The 16,367-nt window shown below is 50.5% G+C and carries 14 protein-coding genes; all 14 read left to right on the top strand.

What is annotated here, in order from left to right; all coding sequences use genetic code 11:
• Positions 1–20 precede the first annotated feature (20 nt).
• The gene (gene wcaJ, locus FGI04_RS12435; RefSeq protein ID WP_407340109.1) at positions 21–1,427 is read left to right on the top strand and encodes an undecaprenyl-phosphate glucose phosphotransferase; all 1,407 of its coding nucleotides are present in this window, start codon (positions 21–23) and stop codon (positions 1,425–1,427) included.
• 24 nt (positions 1,428–1,451) lie between these two features.
• On the top strand, positions 1,452–2,516 hold the full coding sequence (gene rffG, locus FGI04_RS12430; RefSeq protein ID WP_407274810.1) for a dTDP-glucose 4,6-dehydratase: 1,065 nt from the start codon (positions 1,452–1,454) through the stop codon (positions 2,514–2,516).
• A 25-nt stretch (positions 2,517–2,541) separates the two neighbouring features.
• Entirely contained in the window at positions 2,542–3,411 is an 870-nt protein-coding gene (gene rfbA, locus FGI04_RS12425; protein WP_248588047.1) for a glucose-1-phosphate thymidylyltransferase RfbA, read from the top strand.
• Between the two features lies 1 nt (position 3,412).
• Positions 3,413–3,949, top strand: coding sequence for a dTDP-4-dehydrorhamnose 3,5-epimerase (gene rfbC, locus FGI04_RS12420; protein ID WP_248588046.1), 537 nt, complete (start codon positions 3,413–3,415; stop codon positions 3,947–3,949).
• A complete protein-coding gene (gene rfbD / locus FGI04_RS12415; RefSeq protein WP_342699569.1) occupies positions 3,946–4,803 on the top strand; it encodes a dTDP-4-dehydrorhamnose reductase in 858 nt (285 codons plus the stop codon). The genes rfbC and rfbD overlap by 4 nt, the downstream gene beginning before the upstream one ends.
• A gap of 80 nt (positions 4,804–4,883) precedes the next feature.
• Entirely contained in the window at positions 4,884–5,804 is a 921-nt protein-coding gene (locus FGI04_RS12410) for a glycosyltransferase family 2 protein (RefSeq protein WP_342699570.1), read from the top strand.
• Complete coding sequence (locus tag FGI04_RS12405) at positions 5,801–7,072, top strand: oligosaccharide flippase family protein (protein WP_342699571.1); 1,272 nt, start codon at positions 5,801–5,803, stop codon at positions 7,070–7,072. The genes FGI04_RS12410 and FGI04_RS12405 overlap by 4 nt, the downstream gene beginning before the upstream one ends.
• A gap of 111 nt (positions 7,073–7,183) precedes the next feature.
• A complete protein-coding gene (locus FGI04_RS12400; protein ID WP_342699572.1) occupies positions 7,184–8,020 on the top strand; it encodes a glycosyltransferase family 2 protein in 837 nt (278 codons plus the stop codon).
• 201 nt (positions 8,021–8,221) lie between these two features.
• The gene (locus FGI04_RS12395) at positions 8,222–9,649 is read left to right on the top strand and encodes a mannose-1-phosphate guanylyltransferase/mannose-6-phosphate isomerase (RefSeq protein ID WP_407336820.1); all 1,428 of its coding nucleotides are present in this window, start codon (positions 8,222–8,224) and stop codon (positions 9,647–9,649) included.
• Between the two features lie 14 nt (positions 9,650–9,663).
• A complete protein-coding gene (gene cpsG / locus FGI04_RS12390) occupies positions 9,664–11,037 on the top strand; it encodes a phosphomannomutase CpsG (RefSeq protein ID WP_342699574.1) in 1,374 nt (457 codons plus the stop codon).
• Positions 11,038–11,142: 105 nt separating this feature from the next.
• A complete protein-coding gene (locus FGI04_RS12385) occupies positions 11,143–12,150 on the top strand; it encodes an NAD-dependent epimerase (protein WP_407321098.1) in 1,008 nt (335 codons plus the stop codon).
• A 109-nt stretch (positions 12,151–12,259) separates the two neighbouring features.
• The gene (locus tag FGI04_RS12380) at positions 12,260–13,426 is read left to right on the top strand and encodes a nucleotide sugar dehydrogenase (RefSeq protein ID WP_038906271.1); all 1,167 of its coding nucleotides are present in this window, start codon (positions 12,260–12,262) and stop codon (positions 13,424–13,426) included.
• An 86-nt stretch (positions 13,427–13,512) separates the two neighbouring features.
• Entirely contained in the window at positions 13,513–14,412 is a 900-nt protein-coding gene (locus FGI04_RS12375; RefSeq protein ID WP_342699576.1) for a sugar phosphate nucleotidyltransferase, read from the top strand.
• Between the two features lie 295 nt (positions 14,413–14,707).
• Complete coding sequence (gene gnd / locus FGI04_RS12370) at positions 14,708–16,114, top strand: NADP-dependent phosphogluconate dehydrogenase (protein WP_407336819.1); 1,407 nt, start codon at positions 14,708–14,710, stop codon at positions 16,112–16,114.
• Positions 16,115–16,367: the final 253 nt, after the last annotated feature.

Raw genomic sequence — 16,367 nt, 5'->3', positions numbered from 1 at the left:
ACTTCTACAGGTGAACGACTATGGTCAGGAAAAAAGAAAATGTGGTTTATGCTATTCCTTCGCTGGTGTCGGTATTACAACGCTTTTCTGATATGGCTGTAATCTTTATCAGTGTTGTGTTGGCATGTCTGGTAACCAAAAAAGAAATATCAACGGCGTCGTATTTGATTGCGTTGATAAGCTTCTCTGTTTTTCAACTGCTGGCGGGCTTTACTCATTTTTATCGCTCATGGCGGGGTGTAGCATTATATGCTGAGATTCGCACGTTGATTATTAATTGGGGGCTCAGCATTACATTTGGTGCCGGTATTCTATCATTAGTACCCAACCAATATATTGGTTATCACTTTCATGCAATCTGGTTTTTATTTACTGTGGCAGGATTTGTGATATCACGCACCCTGATTCGGGTCGTGATACAATATTTGCGGAAATTGGGTTACAACAAGGTCAATGTGGCGTTTATCGGCGCACAAGCGGCTGGGGTATATCTGGCGGAGAGTATTAAACAGGCACCCTGGCTGGGGCTGAATATCATCGGTTATTTTTCTGAAAACAGCCAGTTTCAGTACAGCTATGAGCGCAATGGCATCCGCTGCCTGGGGGATGTGGAGGAGCTGGTACGGTGCGCTCGTAAAGGGGATCTGGACAAGATCTATATCGCGTTCTCGTTACAGGAAGCAGATCTGATCAACCACTTGACGTCAGCGCTGACGGATACCACCTGTACGGTGATGTTGGTACCCGATATTCTGGCGTTCAACGTACTGCAGTCGCGTAGTGACATCATCAACGGCATTCCGGTGGTGTCACTGTATGACTCACCGATGAGCGGCGTGAACCGGTTGCTCAAACGGTTGGAGGACATCGTGGTTGCGTCGATGATTATTGTGCTTATTTCCCCGCTGTTATTGGGTATTGCGTTGCTGGTCAAGTTGACTTCCAAAGGGCCGGTGATATTCCGGCAGACGCGTTACGGCATGGACGGCAAAGCGATAGAAGTGTGGAAATTTCGCAGTATGACGGTGATGGAAAATGGCGACACGGTTATTCAGGCCTGTAAGGGAGATAAGCGTATTACACCGGTAGGCGCCTTTTTGCGTCGCACATCGCTGGATGAGCTGCCGCAATTTATCAACGTGATTCGTGGCGAAATGTCGATTGTCGGACCGCGACCCCATGCGGTGGCCCACAATGAACAGTATCGCAAACTGATCAAGGGTTATATGCTGCGGCACAAAATGAAGCCGGGTATCACCGGTTGGGCGCAAATTAACGGCTGGCGCGGTGAAACCGACACGCTGGAGAAGATGGAAAAACGGGTGGAATGCGATCTGTTTTATATCGAAAACTGGAGCGTCTGGCTGGATATCAAGATCATCTTTCTGACAATTTTCAAAGGATTTGTGGGTAAATCCGCGTATTAACTCATTTCTGAAAGGTCACTATTCATGAATATTCTGGTAACGGGTGGGGCTGGATTTATTGGTTCAGCCGTGGTGCGTCATATCATTCAGCATACGCAGGACCGGGTAATGGTGGTCGATTGCCTGACCTATGCCGGTAATCTGGCATCGTTGAAAGAGGTGGCAGCCGATCCCCGTTTTTTGTTTGAGAAAGTCAACATCTGTGACCGGGTTGCACTGGATCGGGTGTTTACGACCTTTCAGCCGGATGCGGTGATGCATCTGGCAGCGGAGAGTCATGTTGATCGTTCTATCGACGGGCCTTCCGCCTTTATTGAAACCAATATTACTGGGACCTATACGTTGCTGGAAGCCGCACGGCAGTACTGGTCGGCGTTACCGCAAGCGCGCAAGGCCGCGTTTCGTTTCCATCACATTTCGACCGATGAGGTGTATGGCGATCTGCATGGTACTGATGATCTATTTACAGAAACCACGCCGTATGCGCCGAGCAGTCCGTATTCCGCTTCCAAAGCTGCCAGCGATCATCTGGTACGCGCCTGGCTGAGAACCTACGGTTTACCGACGCTGGTGACCAATTGTTCGAATAACTATGGGCCGTACCATTTCCCGGAAAAACTCATCCCGCTGATGATTCTCAATGCGTTGGAAGGTAAACCGCTGCCGGTTTACGGCGAGGGCAACCAGATTCGAGATTGGTTGTTCGTTGAAGATCACGCTCGGGCGCTCTACACCGTCGTCACTACCGGAGAGGTAGGGGAAACCTACAACATCGGCGGTCATAACGAACGGAAAAATATTGAGGTGGTGCAAACTATCTGTGCGTTGCTGGATGAGCTGAGACCGAAGAAGCCGGCTGGTATCCGCCATTACGCTGAGCTTATCACCCATGTGACCGACAGGCCGGGACACGATCTGCGTTACGCGATCGATGCTTCGAAGATCCACCGGGAATTGGGTTGGGAACCAATAGAAACTTTTGAGTCCGGCATCCGTAAGACAGTGGAGTGGTATCTGGCGAACGAAACCTGGTGGCGCAGCGTTAAGGATGGCTCCTATACCGGTGAACGCTTAGGTTTACCCCTTTAATCGTATTCTAGTTAAGGAAAGTTCAATGAAAGGCATTGTACTGGCAGGCGGTTCCGGCACTCGACTCTATCCGATTACCCGTGGGGTGTCGAAGCAACTGTTGTCTATCTATGACAAACCAATGATTTACTATCCGATTTCGGTACTGATGCTGGCCGGCATTCGGGATATTCTGATCATTTCTACGCCTGACGATTTGCCCGCCTATCGTCGGCTACTGGGTAACGGTAGCCGGTTCGGCGTGAATCTTTGTTACGCTGAACAGCCGTCGCCAGATGGCCTGGCACAAGCGTTTCTGATTGGTGAAACCTTTATCGACGGCGATTCATGTGCATTGGTACTGGGTGATAATATTTTCTTTGGGCAGAGCTTTGGTAAAAAACTGGAAAGCGTCGCCGCTCGCACTGAAGGCGCTACTGTATTTGGTTATCAAGTGATGGACCCAGAACGTTTTGGCGTAGTGGAGTTTGACGACAATAAACAGGCTATTTCGCTGGAAGAAAAACCCAGCAAACCGAAGTCTAACTGGGCGGTAACCGGGCTCTATTTTTATGATCGTCAGGTGGTGGAAATGGCTAAGCAGGTTAAACCTTCAGCGCGTGGCGAACTGGAAATCACCACACTCAATGAAATGTACCTGCAGCAGGGCAAGCTGAATGTGGAAGTGCTGGGGCGCGGTTTTGCCTGGCTGGATACCGGCACCCATGACAGCCTGCTGGAGGCATCCCAGTTCATCAGTACTATCGAGAAACGTCAGGGCTTTAAGGTTGCCTGCCTTGAGGAGATTGCGTTCCGCAAAGGCTGGCTGACCCATGAGCAGGTGGCGGATGAGGCTCGCCATCTCGCTAAAACCCATTATGGCCAGTATCTGGCCCAGTTACTAACAGGGATATGATATGCAAGTTCGTGATACCGCCATTCAGGGCGTAAAAGTGATTGAACCCAAAGTCTTTGGTGATGCCAGAGGCTTTTTTCTGGAAACGTTTGAGAAAAAACGCTATCAGGAGATGCTGAATATCGACCTGGACTTTGTACAGGATAATCATTCCCGTTCGGCCAGAGGTGTATTGCGCGGGTTGCATTTTCAGACGGTAAACCCTCAGGGAAAACTGGTACGCGTAGTGCGTGGTGCTGTGTTTGATGTCGTAGTGGATATCCGGCCCGATTCCCCCACCTTTGGGCGCTGGGATGGCGTTACGCTGTCAGAGGAAAATAAAACCCAGTTCTGGATCCCCCCCGGTTTGGCACACGGTTTTGTGGTGCTGTCTGAACTGGCGGATTTTGAATACAAGTGCACCGACTATTACAACCCAGCACATGAAGGCTGTTTGTTATGGAATGACCCGGATATCGGTATCGACTGGCCGATAGCGTCGCCTTTGTTATCGGAGAAAGATAAAAAAGGTAAAACATTTAAGGAGCTATGGGGATGAAAGTGTTGTTAACCGGTGCTAACGGTCAACTGGGGCGCTGCTTTCAGGATCGGTTGCCGCAAGGATGGTCGGTACTGGCGACGGATGCCGATTCGCTGGACATCACTGACGAGGCGCAGGTGCAGGCGACGGTAAAGTCGTGGCAGCCGGATGCTATCGTCAACGCTGCCGCCTATACCGCGGTTGATAAAGCAGAGTCAGAGCCGGAACTGGCGGCGCGTATCAATGTGGCTGGGCCGGAATATCTGGCGCGCACGGCTCGTCAGCAGGGTGCCCGTTTTATCCATGTCTCTACCGATTATGTGTTCGATGGAACTGCTACCCGACCTTATATCGAGACGGATACCACTCACCCGCTGGGTATCTATGGTCAGACAAAACTCGACGGTGAGCGGGTTGTGCTGAAGGTGAACCCGGCCGCGCAGATTGTACGCACGGCCTGGGTATTCAGCGAGTACGGCAACAATTTTGTTAAAACGATGCTGCGCTTGGGACGGGAGCGTGAGAGCCTGGGTGTGGTGGCGGATCAGCGTGGTTGCCCAACCTATGCCGGTGATATTGCAGATGCCATTATAAGTTTGTTACAGCAGCAGGCTGATGGGGGGCTGTACCATTTCTGTGGCGATGAGGAAGTATCATGGCATGAGTTTGCCAGCACTATCTTTACCCTGGCTCATGAACAGCAAGTGTTGGCCCGTATACCGGTGGTAAACGCGATTACCACCGAGCAGTATCCGACGCCAGCGGCGCGACCGGCGTATTCCACACTGGATTGCGCCAAGATAGCCCGCCTTGGCATACCACCGTCCGCCTGGCGGGCGGCGTTAAGCACTATCATTCCTAAATTACGCTGATAATCATCAGGCGCGGTAAATCCTGTGATGGATTTACCGCACATCGTTCTCGTATTTCTTCCTTATCTTCGGTAGCAGAGATGACAGGTCACGATCGGATCAGTATCGCATTGGCCACCTATAACGGTGGGCGTTATATCAAACAGCAACTGGATTCTATCCAGCATCAGACGCATCAGAACATCATGATCCATGTGTGTGATGACGGTTCCCGTGATAACACACTGGATGTGGTGCGCAGTCATGCGCTTTATCAGCAAGGTAAAATCCGTCTTTATCCCGGAGAGGGGGGCCTTGGCGCGATGAAAAACTTCCGCCGTGCGATTGCCTGCTGTGAAGATGGCTACATTGCCTTGTGCGATCAGGATGATTATTGGGTACCGGAAAAACTGGCGTTGTTGTTAAACGAGGTCCAATCCCATGAACAGGGCGGAAGTATGCCGGTGCTGGCGTTTTCCGATCTGGAAATTGTGGATACGGTATTGGAGCCGCTGTACCCCTCTTTCTACCGTGCTTCGATTAAATCATCAGCGGCCAGCCAGCCAGAGGATTTTGTCGTCAGTAACCATATTCCAGGTTGCGCTATGTTGTTTAACCGCGCATTGAAACAGTTGATAGAGCCGATGCCGGACGAGATCCGCATGCACGACTGGTGGATTGCGATGATCGCCGCTCATAGCGGAAAGATAACCTATGTGGATAGGCCGCTGATTAAATACCGTCAGCACGGTAACAATACCGTCGGTGCGCCTGGTATTTTGCGAAAACGTCTGTTACCGGATAGCCTGCTGTGCCTGAGAAGTTATCCCACCACTCGCAAGCACAGCCATATGATGCTGAGCGCTCTGAAGCACTTTTGTCAGCAGCATCAGTCTGACCAGACCGATTTTCTACGCGTGATCCGCGGAGAAGCCGGAGTGCTGCACAAGCTGTCATTGATGCGGCGGGCACGTAACGGCGAACGAAAGCTGCTGAGTTGTGCAATTTGGTGGATGGTATGAGTGATAAAAAGGCAATAAAGCGCGAGGTTATCTCTCTCTACGTTATCCAGATTTCCAACATGCTGCTGCCGCTGGTGACGTTTCCTTACCTTGCCAGAGTGTTGGGTGCGGAGTTCTTCGGCAAGCTCAGTTACGCCCAGTCGATCAGCTTTATCGCGCTGTTTATTGTCGATTTTGGTTTCAACTTCTCTGCCGCCAGAAAAGTCAGCGCTCATGCCGGTGACATGGTAGCGATCAATATCCTGTATTCAAATGTGCAGTGTGCCAAGACCCTGTTATTCGGGGTAATGATGGTGACAGGAACCGTGCTGGATTTGTTAACGGCGCAGTCGAAAATGGACGGTATCCTGTTTTTTATCGGTATGGTGTCGTCGTTGAGTTCGTTGCTGTCAGCTGCCTGGCTATTTCAAGGGATGGGGAAAAACTCCCATCTGGCTATCCTGAACCTGATTTTTCGCGTGCTGGCGCTGGGCTTGATCTTTTGGCTGGTGGCTTCACCGGCGGATATTTATCTGGCGGCACTGATTCAACTGTTTCCCCCAGTGCTGGTTGGGCTGGTGATTCAGTGCCAGTTGAAACGTCGTGAATCGGTAAGCTGGCAGTTATCGGGTATCAATCGACAAACCGTGATGGACGAAATCAAAGAGAGTTTTCACAACTTTTCCGCATCGCTGTTCACGTTGGGGTTCACTTATCTCAACCCTGTCTTTATCAAGTTTCTGTTTGGCGATGCGGCGCTGGGCCACTATGCAGTAGCGGACCGGTTGGCATCCGTATTGCGTCAGTTGTATAACCCGATTGTGCAGGGTAATTTCAGCCATATTTGCAGTTTGTACAATCAGCAGGCGTACAGCGCCATTCGGGCCCGGTTGAAAAAGGTACTCATGATGTTTTCGTTGCTGACCGGCTGCGCTTTTTTGGGCAATCTGTTAGTGGGCGCACCGTTAATCCACTGGGTGTTCGGTAAGGAGTACAATGTTAATGCGCTGCTGACCATCATGATAGTCACGCAGTTTGTGATTTCATTGTCGATTATTCTGGTTAATCTGATCATTATTCCAGCCGGGTTGAGTCTTTATCTGAAACGCGTCTATTTCGTTGGGCTGCTATGCCACTTTTCCTATCTGTTCTTCTTTGCCGAATGGTGGGGGGTTGCAGGCGTTGCCGTGGCAGTTGGGGCGACGGAGCTTATCATTACCGTACTCTTCTTTGGAATGGTGATGAAAAAGAATACGCTGGGTAACCGGATGGCAGATCTATCCCAATAAGCTAACCCATCAATAATGTAACAACTGTATCAGCATTTAATCATAAACAGGGATAATACCGAGTATCTGAATGGAGTCGCTGTTGTCACCCTGTTTTCCCAGGAGAGAATCATGATAAGAAATGCCATTCTGGTGGTGTTGTACAATAAGGGACTGGAATCGTCTGCAACGCTGCAGACGTTGATTCAACATCCATTTAAACATGTTAAGTTAACTATTCATAATAACGGACCATTTCGTATTTCTGAGGGAGATGCTTTTTTTCTGAGGCTGAAAACGATTTATGATCAAGTTGAATTGGTGAATTGTATCGAGAACAAACCTCTGAGTCAGGTATATAATCAATTTATTATAAATAATCTGCAGGCGGAGCGATGGGTCATTCTGGATGATGATACCACCATAAACGAATCCTTCTGGTTCGCGGTGGAACACACCCAGGCAGATATTGAATGTCCCAGGATTATTTCCTGTATTAATTACAAAACCTACTACCCGGTATCCCAAGGAGAGATTGTACTGAATGAGCAGGAGTTGGATCCGGCAACGGCGTTTTCTATTGGTTCGGGGCTGATTATTCACCGTCGGTTATGGGATGTATTTGAGCGGCATGGGTTGTCATTATTTGATGAGAACTATGCGCTGTACGGGGTTGATGTCAGCGTGTTTCGTCGTATACACCGGCTGAGTGCAGGTGGTGAAACCTTTTTGCTGAAAAGCAGTTGTTACCTGGAGCATGCGCTTTCTCGTTCTGAAAAGAAAGAAAGTGAATTCAGAATAACGGAAAACTTGATTGATTTGGCGGTGTCAGCGCGTCGTTATCCCAAATTTCATTTGTATTATCATCTTGGTTGGCGGCTGTTTAAACAATTTATTCGGTTGCGATTTAAAACGGTTTTGGTTGCTATTCAGGCTTTTTTTCGTGGTAAACACCCTCGCTGTAGTTAATTTCTTTTTTATTAATAACTCTTCAGTGAATCAGGTTAATTACTCCTGGTGACAGGCCGAATTACGTCTTCAATCTGAGCTTTATTTTATTCAATAAACTTTAGTAATACCCCTATGCCCACTATGATTCAGGCGCAATGTGTGCACGTCGCTGCTGCCTGAAGTATGCGGGTATCACCACCACATTTAGTAAGGTGTGATATGTCTAACATTATTCCTGTCATTATGGCAGGTGGCAGTGGTAGCCGATTATGGCCGCTATCCCGAGAATTATTTCCCAAACAGTTTTTGTCATTGGGCGATGAGAGCCAGTACAGCTTATTACAAAATACGCTGGCGCGCTTGCAGGGAGTGCCGTTTCTGGTACAGCAGCGACCACTGGTTATCTGCAATGAGGATCACCGTTTTCTGGTCGCCGAACAGTTACGCGAGCAGCAACAACTGGGCGGCAACATTATTTTGGAACCCACCGGGCGCAATACCGCACCAGCGATTGCGCTGGCAGCCCACCTGAGTGTTAAAACCGACCCTGACAGCATATTGCTGGTATTGGCCGCCGATCATCTGATTAAGAAAACCGAGAATTTCCATCTGGCTGTTCAGCAGGCGTTACCGTATGCCTGCGAAAACAAGTTAGTGACGTTTGGTATTGTCCCTACCACGCCGGAAACGGGTTATGGCTATATCAAGACCGGTGAACCACTTACGGATGGCGGGTTTACGGTTGATGAGTTCGTGGAAAAACCGAGTCTGGCAACCGCCGAGCGCTATCTGGCATCGGGTAAATATTGCTGGAACAGCGGCATGTTTATGTTTCGTGCTGCCAAATACCTCGATGAATTGCAAAACCATCAGCCCGATATTTACGAACTGACGCGTGTGGCGATGGCACGCAGCCAGCGTGATATGGACTTTATCCGCGTGGAGTCGCGTGCGTTTAACGATTGCCCCAATGATTCCATCGATTACGCCGTGATGGAAAAAACGCACGATGCGGTCGTTATCGCCTTTGATGCTGGCTGGAGCGATGTGGGGTCGTGGTCGTCCTTGTGGGAGGTATCGCAGAAGGATGAGCAGGGCAACGTAACCGTAGGGGATGTCATCACGCTGGATAGCCACAACAACTACGTTTCTACTTCTGCACCGCTGGTGGCGACCATCGGTATTGATGACGCGATTATCGTCAACACCGGGGATGCATTGCTGGTCGCGGCGAAAGAACGGGCGCAGGACGTTAAAAAAATCGTAGAGCGTCTGAAAGCGCAAAATCGCCATCAGTTTCGTGATCACACCGAGTCATTTCGCCCTTGGGGCAAGAGCTGCAACATTGATGCCGGTGAGCACTATCAGGTGAAAAAACTCACTGTGCGTCCAGGGCAGGGCCTGTCGTTACAACAACATTTTCACCGAGCGGAGCACTGGATCGTGCTGTCCGGCACGGCCAGGGTTCAGGTTGATGACAACACCTATTTTTTGTCGGAAAACCAGTCCACGTTTATCCAGCCAGGGGCGGTACACACGCTGGAAAACCCCGGTTTGATTGACCTGGTGATGATTGAGGTGCGTTCAGGACGCTATCTGGAAGAGGACGACATCGTTCGTTTGCATGACCGTTATGGTCGGGTATAAAGGGAGAAGGGCAGATGTCCGCATTAACCTGCTTTAAAGCCTATGATATTCGCGGTGAGTTGGGAACTGAGCTCAATGAAGAGATAGCCTACCGCATTGGACGGGCCTATGCCGAGGTTATTCAACCTCAACGTGTCGTTGTCGGGGGCGATGTTCGGCTAACCAGTGAGTCATTGAAACACGCACTGGCCGATGGCCTGCGCGATGCCGGAGTCGATGTCTACGACATCGGGTTATCCGGTACAGAAGAAGTCTATTTTGCGACATTCCATTTTGGCATGGACGGCGGTATTGAAGTGACCGCTAGCCATAACCCGATTAATTATAACGGTATGAAGCTGGTGCGTGCCGGCTCTCAACCTATCAGCGGTGACAGTGGACTGAAGGATATCCAACGTCTGGCGCAGGAAAACCGTTTTGCTCCCGTCAATCCTCAGCATTGTGGTCGCTATGAAACACTGGCGATATCGCCACCGTATATCGAGCATCTGATGTCGTACATTAATCCGCGTAACCTGACGCCGATGAAGATCGTCATCAATAGTGGTAATGGGGCGGCGGGTCATGTGGTGGATGCACTGGAAGTGGCGTTAGGCCGCCATGGTGCGCCAGTCACCTTTGTCAAAGTCCATCATCAACCGGATGGTACTTTTCCGAATGGCATTCCTAATCCGTTACTACAGGAATGCCGTGCCGATACCGCCCGCGCCGTCGTGGAACATCAGGCGGATTTTGGTGTGGCGTTTGACGGCGATTTTGACCGTTGCTTCCTGTTTGACCATCAGGGACGCTTTATCGAAGGGTATTATATTGTCGGGTTACTGGCGGAATCATTCCTTAATAAGGCACCGGGTTCCACCATCATTCACGACCCACGCCTGACCTGGAATACGGTTGATATTGTGACCGGCAAAGGCGGTAATCCGGTGATGTCGAAAACCGGTCATGCCTTTATCAAGGAGCGGATGCGTAAGGAGGATGCCATTTATGGCGGTGAAATGAGTGCGCATCACTACTTCCGCTCATTCGCGTATTGTGACTCCGGTATGATCCCGTGGTTGCTGGTGGCGGAATTGATTAGTGTTCGCGGACAATCGCTGTCGCAACTGGTGAGCGAACGTATGCGCGCCTATCCTGCTTCCGGAGAGATCAATTCCCTGCTGACTGACCCGGTAGCGGCTATCGCCCGTGTGCGCGCTGCCCTGGAGCCACAGGCACTGGCGGTGGATGAGACCGATGGCATCAGCCTGACATTTGCAGACTGGCGTTTTAATCTGCGCAGTTCCAACACTGAACCTGTGGTGCGGCTTAATGTCGAATCACGGCAGGATGTTCGGCTAATGGAAGAAAAAACCCGGACGATTCTGGCGCTGTTGCGTCAATGTTGAGGTGATTTCTGGCACCCTCTTGCAGTTTTCCTCGCTTAGCGGGTGCTGAATCAAGGCGGTGGATGGTATTATCTCTGCCATTCAAGTCACGTTAAGAGTTCCTGAATGAAATTTCTTGTTACCGGAGCGGCCGGCTTTATCGGCTTCTTTACCTGTCAGTCACTCTGCGCTGCCGGCCATACGGTGGTGGGGATAGACAACCTCAACAGCTACTACGAGGTATCGCTCAAGGAGGCGCGGCTGGCAAAACTGCGCACGCTGGCCGGTTTTCGTTTTGAACGCATTGATATTGCCGATAGTCAGGCAATGGCAGCGTTGTTCGCGGCGGAAAAATTCGAGCGCGTTATCCATCTTGCGGCACAAGCCGGGGTGCGGTATTCGCTGGAAAACCCGATGGTGTATGCGGAAAGCAACCTGATCGGTCACCTGAATGTGCTGGAAGGCTGCCGCCACAGCGGCGTCGGTCATTTGATTTATGCCTCTTCCAGTTCGGTATACGGATTGAACAGCAAAACGCCGTTCGAAACCACCGACTCGACCGATCACCCGATTTCGCTGTATGCCGCGACCAAGAAATCCAACGAACTGATGGCGCATTCCTACTCGCACCTGTATGACCTGCCGACTACCGGGTTGCGCTTTTTCACGGTGTATGGGCCGTGGGGGCGTCCGGATATGGCGTTGTTCAAGTTCACCCGTCGAATTCTGGCTGGCGAACCGATCGATATCTACAATCAGGGCGATATGTGGCGTGATTTCACTTATGTGACTGATATCGTAGAAGGTGTTTTGCGTGTGGTGGATCAGATACCGACGCGTCAGGCTGACTGGACGGTGGAAAACGGTTCGCCAGCTACCAGTTCCGCGCCCTACCGGCTCTACAATATCGGCAACGGCAGCCCGGTGCGGCTGATGGATTTCGTCACTGCGTTGGAGTCGGCGTTGGGACGTGAGGCGGTGAAAAACTTCATGCCGATGCAGGCTGGCGATGTTTATCAAACCTATGCCGACACCAGCGATCTGTTCGCGGTGACAGGCTATCGGCCGCAAGTTGGGGTGAACGAAGGGGTGCGCGCCTTCGTAGACTGGTATCGGGATTTCTATCAGGCCTGAACGACATAAAACGAGATATTACGGCATTAGGCGGCGGACATTTCTGCGGCTTTGCTATGTTCTGTGACGGGTACAGTGTGTTACCCGGTAGGATGAATGTGGACAGATGATGAAAATTGCAATTGCGGGTACCGGTTATGTTGGCTTGTCCAACGCCATGCTGCTGGCGCAGCATAATGAAGTCGTCGCGGTGGATATCATCGCCGAAAAAGTGGACATGCTGAACAAAGGCATCTCCCCGATTGTCGATAAAGAAATTGAAGCGTATCTGCGCAACCCGGCGCTGAATTTTCGCGCCACGCTGGATGCTGAGTCCGCGTATCGGGGTGCGGAGTTCGTAATTATCGCCACGCCGACGGATTACGATCCGAAAACCAATTACTTCAACACGCGCTCGGTGGAAGCGGTGATCAGCAAGGTGCTGGAAGTCAATCCAGACGCCGTGATGATCATCAAATCCACCATCCCAGTAGGGTATACCGCACAGGTTCGTGAGCAGTTTGGCACAGAAAATATCATTTTCTCGCCGGAGTTCCTGCGTGAAGGCCGTGCACTGTACGATAACCTGTATCCTTCCCGTATCGTGGTGGGGGAGCGTTCTGAACGTGCTGAACGTTTCGCTCGTCTGCTGGTCGATGGAGCCATCAAGACCAATATCCCGGTGCTGTTTACCGGGTTAACCGAAGCCGAAGCGATCAAATTGTTTGCCAATACCTATCTGGCAATGCGTGTCGCCTATTTTAATGAGCTTGATACCTATGCCCAGACGTTGGGGTTGGATAGCAAGCAGATTATCGAAGGCGTTGGCTTGGATCCACGTATCGGCCAGCACTACAACAACCCGTCGTTTGGTTATGGTGGCTACTGTCTGCCGAAGGACACCAAGCAATTGCTGGCTAACTATGAATCCGTGCCGAATAACCTGATTCGGGCAATTGTCGATGCCAATACTACCCGTAAGGATTTCATTGCTGATTCAGTGATTCGACGCGGTCCAAAGGTGGTGGGTATTTACCGGCTGGTGATGAAAACCGGGTCTGATAATTTCCGCGCCTCCGCGATTCAAGGGGTGATGAAGCGGATCAAGGCCAAAGGCATCGACGTGGTGGTGTATGAGCCTGCGTTGAAAGAGTCGGAGTTCTTCCGTTCTCGCGTGATTCATGACCTGGAAGAATTCAAACAGATGTCTGATGTCATTCTGTCGAACCGAATGGCACCGGAATTGTCTGATGTAATGGAAAAAGTGTATACCCGCGATCTCTTTGGGGCTGATTAGGTGTATTCTGGCGCCAGAAAAATCAATGTGGCGCGGTCGTTGCCTCGTCGCGACAAACAGCAGCATGTTTTTTGAGAGAACACGAAATGACAGCATTAAAAGCGATTATCCCCGTTGCCGGCTTAGGGATGAACTTGTTGCCGGTTACTAAAGCGATTCCGAAAGAGATGCTTCCGCTGGTTGACAGGCCGGTAATCGAAAAGATTGTCAACGAATGCGTTAATGCGGGGATTAAAGAGATTGTGCTGGTCACGCACGCCTCTAAAAATGCCATTGAAAACCATTTTGATACCTCTTTCGAGCTGGAGTCGATGCTGGAAGAGCGTGCCAAACGACAGTTGCTGGCGGAAGTGCAGTCGATTTGCCCGCCGGGCGTGACCATCATGAACGTGCGTCAGGGGCAGACGTTAGGCCTGGGGCACGCGGTATCCTGCGCTCGTCCGATTATCGGCAACGCGCCGTTTGTCGTGGTGCTGCCGGATGTGGTGATGGACGACAGTTCAGCGGATCAGTCAAAAGACAATCTGGCGCTGCTGATTTCCCGTTTTGAAGAGACAGGCCACAGCCAGGTATTGGTAAAACACCGTCCGTACGAAGTGTTGCCGGAGTACTCCATCGTGGAATGTGAGAAGCTGTTGAATCAGGCGGGCGATGCGTCGGCGATCGTTTCTATGATTGAAAAACCGGAACTGGCGCCGGTGGAAGGCTCTGATCTGTCTGCGGTAGGTCGTTATGTGCTGACAGCGGAAGCCTGGCCGATTCTGGAAAACACGCTAGCGGGTGCATGGGGTCGTATCCAATTGACGGATGCGATTGCCGAGCTTATCAAAACGCAGCCGGTTGATGCGGTTCAGATGGCGGGTCGTAGCTTCAACTGCGGACGGAAGATGGGATACGTGCAAGCGTTTGTCTCCTACGGTCTGCGCAATCCAGAACTGGGTGATGCCTTTAAAACCAAAATCAAGGCGTTGCTGGAGAAATATTAATCAGCCCTTGAACACCCGATAACACACCTTGGTGTTATCGGGTTTTTTCTGACTGTAGTTATTTCTGACTGTAGTCATATGATTACCAGGAGCATTAATAGCGCGATAATGGGTTGTATTATTTTTGTTTTCCTGATTCACCGGTAACACACCTTCTGTAGAACTCCTGCCAGCGAGCTTGTCGCACCAATAACTACCCACTCAGCCGTTAGCTGGGTTACCATGTCAGCCTGCTTTTTGTTGCCTGGGGCGCAATCAGCTGCAGGCAGGTTACCTTCAGACAGGAGTTGTTTTAATGTCCAAACAGCAAATTGGCGTTGTCGGTATGGCGGTCATGGGGCGCAATCTGGCGCTTAACATTGAAAGCCGTGGTTATACCGTTTCCGTCTTTAACCGTTCCTCAGACAAAACGGACGAAGTGATTGCCGAGAATCCAGGTAAAAAACTGGTGCCGTGCTACACCGTCGAAGAGTTTGTTGAATCTCTGGAAAAACCGCGCCGTATCCTGTTGATGGTTAAAGCAGGCGAAGCGACGGATAAAACCATTGAATCGCTGAAACCGTATCTGGAAAAAGGCGACATCCTGATCGATGGCGGCAACACCTTCTATAAAGACACTATCCGCCGTAACCGTGAGCTGTCTGCTGAAGGGTTTAACTTCATCGGCACCGGCGTGTCTGGTGGTGAGGAAGGCGCGCTGAAGGGCCCGTCCATTATGCCGGGCGGCCAGAAAGAAGCCTATGAATTGGTCGCGCCGATTCTGCAGCAGATAGCTGCCCGTGCCGAAGGCGAGCCTTGCGTGACCTATATTGGCGCTGACGGTGCCGGTCATTATGTGAAAATGGTGCACAACGGCATCGAATACGGTGACATGCAGTTGATTGCTGAAGCCTATGCATTGCTGAAACAGGCGCTTGGGCTTTCTAATGATGAACTGGCGAGCACCTTTGCTGAGTGGAACAAAGGTGAACTGAGCAGCTACCTGATTGAGATAACCGCCGATATCTTCACCAAGAAAGATGAAGACGGTAAATACCTGGTCGATGTGATTCTCGATGAAGCGGCTAACAAAGGTACCGGTAAATGGACCAGCCAGAGCTCGCTGGATCTGGGCGAACCGTTGTCTCTGATTACCGAATCGGTATTTGCTCGTTACCTGTCTTCGCTGAAAAACCAGCGCGTGGCTGCCTCTAAAGTACTGAGTGGCCCGGTAGCGCAGGCGTTCAATGGCGACAAAGCCGGGTTTGTGGAAAAAGTGCGTCGTGCGCTGTATCTGGGGAAAATCGTTTCCTACGCGCAGGGTTTCTCTCAGTTGAAAGCGGCTTCTGACGAAAACAACTGGAGCCTGAACTACGGTGAAATCGCTAAGATCTTCCGTGCGGGTTGTATCATTCGCGCACAGTTCTTGCAGAAGATCACCGATGCTTATGCCGAAAACGCCGATATCGCCAATTTGCTGCTGGCACCGTACTTCCGCCAGGTAACCGACGACTATCAGCAGGCGCTGCGTGATGTGGTGTCTTATGCGGTACAGCAGGGTATCCCGACCCCGACCTTCTCTGCGGCAATCGCTTATTATGACAGCTATCGCTCCGCGGTATTACCGGCTAACCTGATTCAGGCTCAGCGCGATTATTTCGGTGCACATACTTATAAACGTATTGATAAAGAAGGTGTATTCCATACTGAATGGTTGGAATAATATTCTGAAATATTTTCCTATCTCAAAACCGGATAGAAATATCCGGTTTTTCTTTCTCAATATCTCATCGTAAATAACTAAGACTTTTCCGAGAATATTTCATCTCATTGTAACTAATGAGGAAAAATCAACACTCTTGCGACTTGTCTTATTTTCTTATCTGTCTAATCCTGCTTTTCTTATTCTTTATCTGAGTCTTGGTTCGGATACTTCCCGTATGCGGGTGATTATTTCATAAAGGATGAATTGAAAT

This window comes from Dickeya ananatis, from assembly GCF_019464615.1.
GTDB lineage: Bacteria > Pseudomonadota > Gammaproteobacteria > Enterobacterales > Enterobacteriaceae > Dickeya > Dickeya oryzae.
This window is presented reverse-complemented; position numbering and strand designations above follow the sequence as displayed.

Coding starts and splice junctions, on each gene's coding strand:
- wcaJ (WP_407340109.1), top strand. CDS start 21: ATGGTCAGGAAAAAAGAAAATGTGGTTTATGCTATTCCTTCGCTGGTG.
- rffG (WP_407274810.1), top strand. CDS start 1,452: ATGAATATTCTGGTAACGGGTGGGGCTGGATTTATTGGTTCAGCCGTG.
- rfbA (WP_248588047.1), top strand. CDS start 2,542: ATGAAAGGCATTGTACTGGCAGGCGGTTCCGGCACTCGACTCTATCCG.
- rfbC (WP_248588046.1), top strand. CDS start 3,413: ATGCAAGTTCGTGATACCGCCATTCAGGGCGTAAAAGTGATTGAACCC.
- rfbD (WP_342699569.1), top strand. CDS start 3,946: ATGAAAGTGTTGTTAACCGGTGCTAACGGTCAACTGGGGCGCTGCTTT.
- FGI04_RS12410 (WP_342699570.1), top strand. CDS start 4,884: ATGACAGGTCACGATCGGATCAGTATCGCATTGGCCACCTATAACGGT.
- FGI04_RS12405 (WP_342699571.1), top strand. CDS start 5,801: ATGAGTGATAAAAAGGCAATAAAGCGCGAGGTTATCTCTCTCTACGTT.
- FGI04_RS12400 (WP_342699572.1), top strand. CDS start 7,184: ATGATAAGAAATGCCATTCTGGTGGTGTTGTACAATAAGGGACTGGAA.
- FGI04_RS12395 (WP_407336820.1), top strand. CDS start 8,222: ATGTCTAACATTATTCCTGTCATTATGGCAGGTGGCAGTGGTAGCCGA.
- cpsG (WP_342699574.1), top strand. CDS start 9,664: ATGTCCGCATTAACCTGCTTTAAAGCCTATGATATTCGCGGTGAGTTG.
- FGI04_RS12385 (WP_407321098.1), top strand. CDS start 11,143: ATGAAATTTCTTGTTACCGGAGCGGCCGGCTTTATCGGCTTCTTTACC.
- FGI04_RS12380 (WP_038906271.1), top strand. CDS start 12,260: ATGAAAATTGCAATTGCGGGTACCGGTTATGTTGGCTTGTCCAACGCC.
- FGI04_RS12375 (WP_342699576.1), top strand. CDS start 13,513: ATGACAGCATTAAAAGCGATTATCCCCGTTGCCGGCTTAGGGATGAAC.
- gnd (WP_407336819.1), top strand. CDS start 14,708: ATGTCCAAACAGCAAATTGGCGTTGTCGGTATGGCGGTCATGGGGCGC.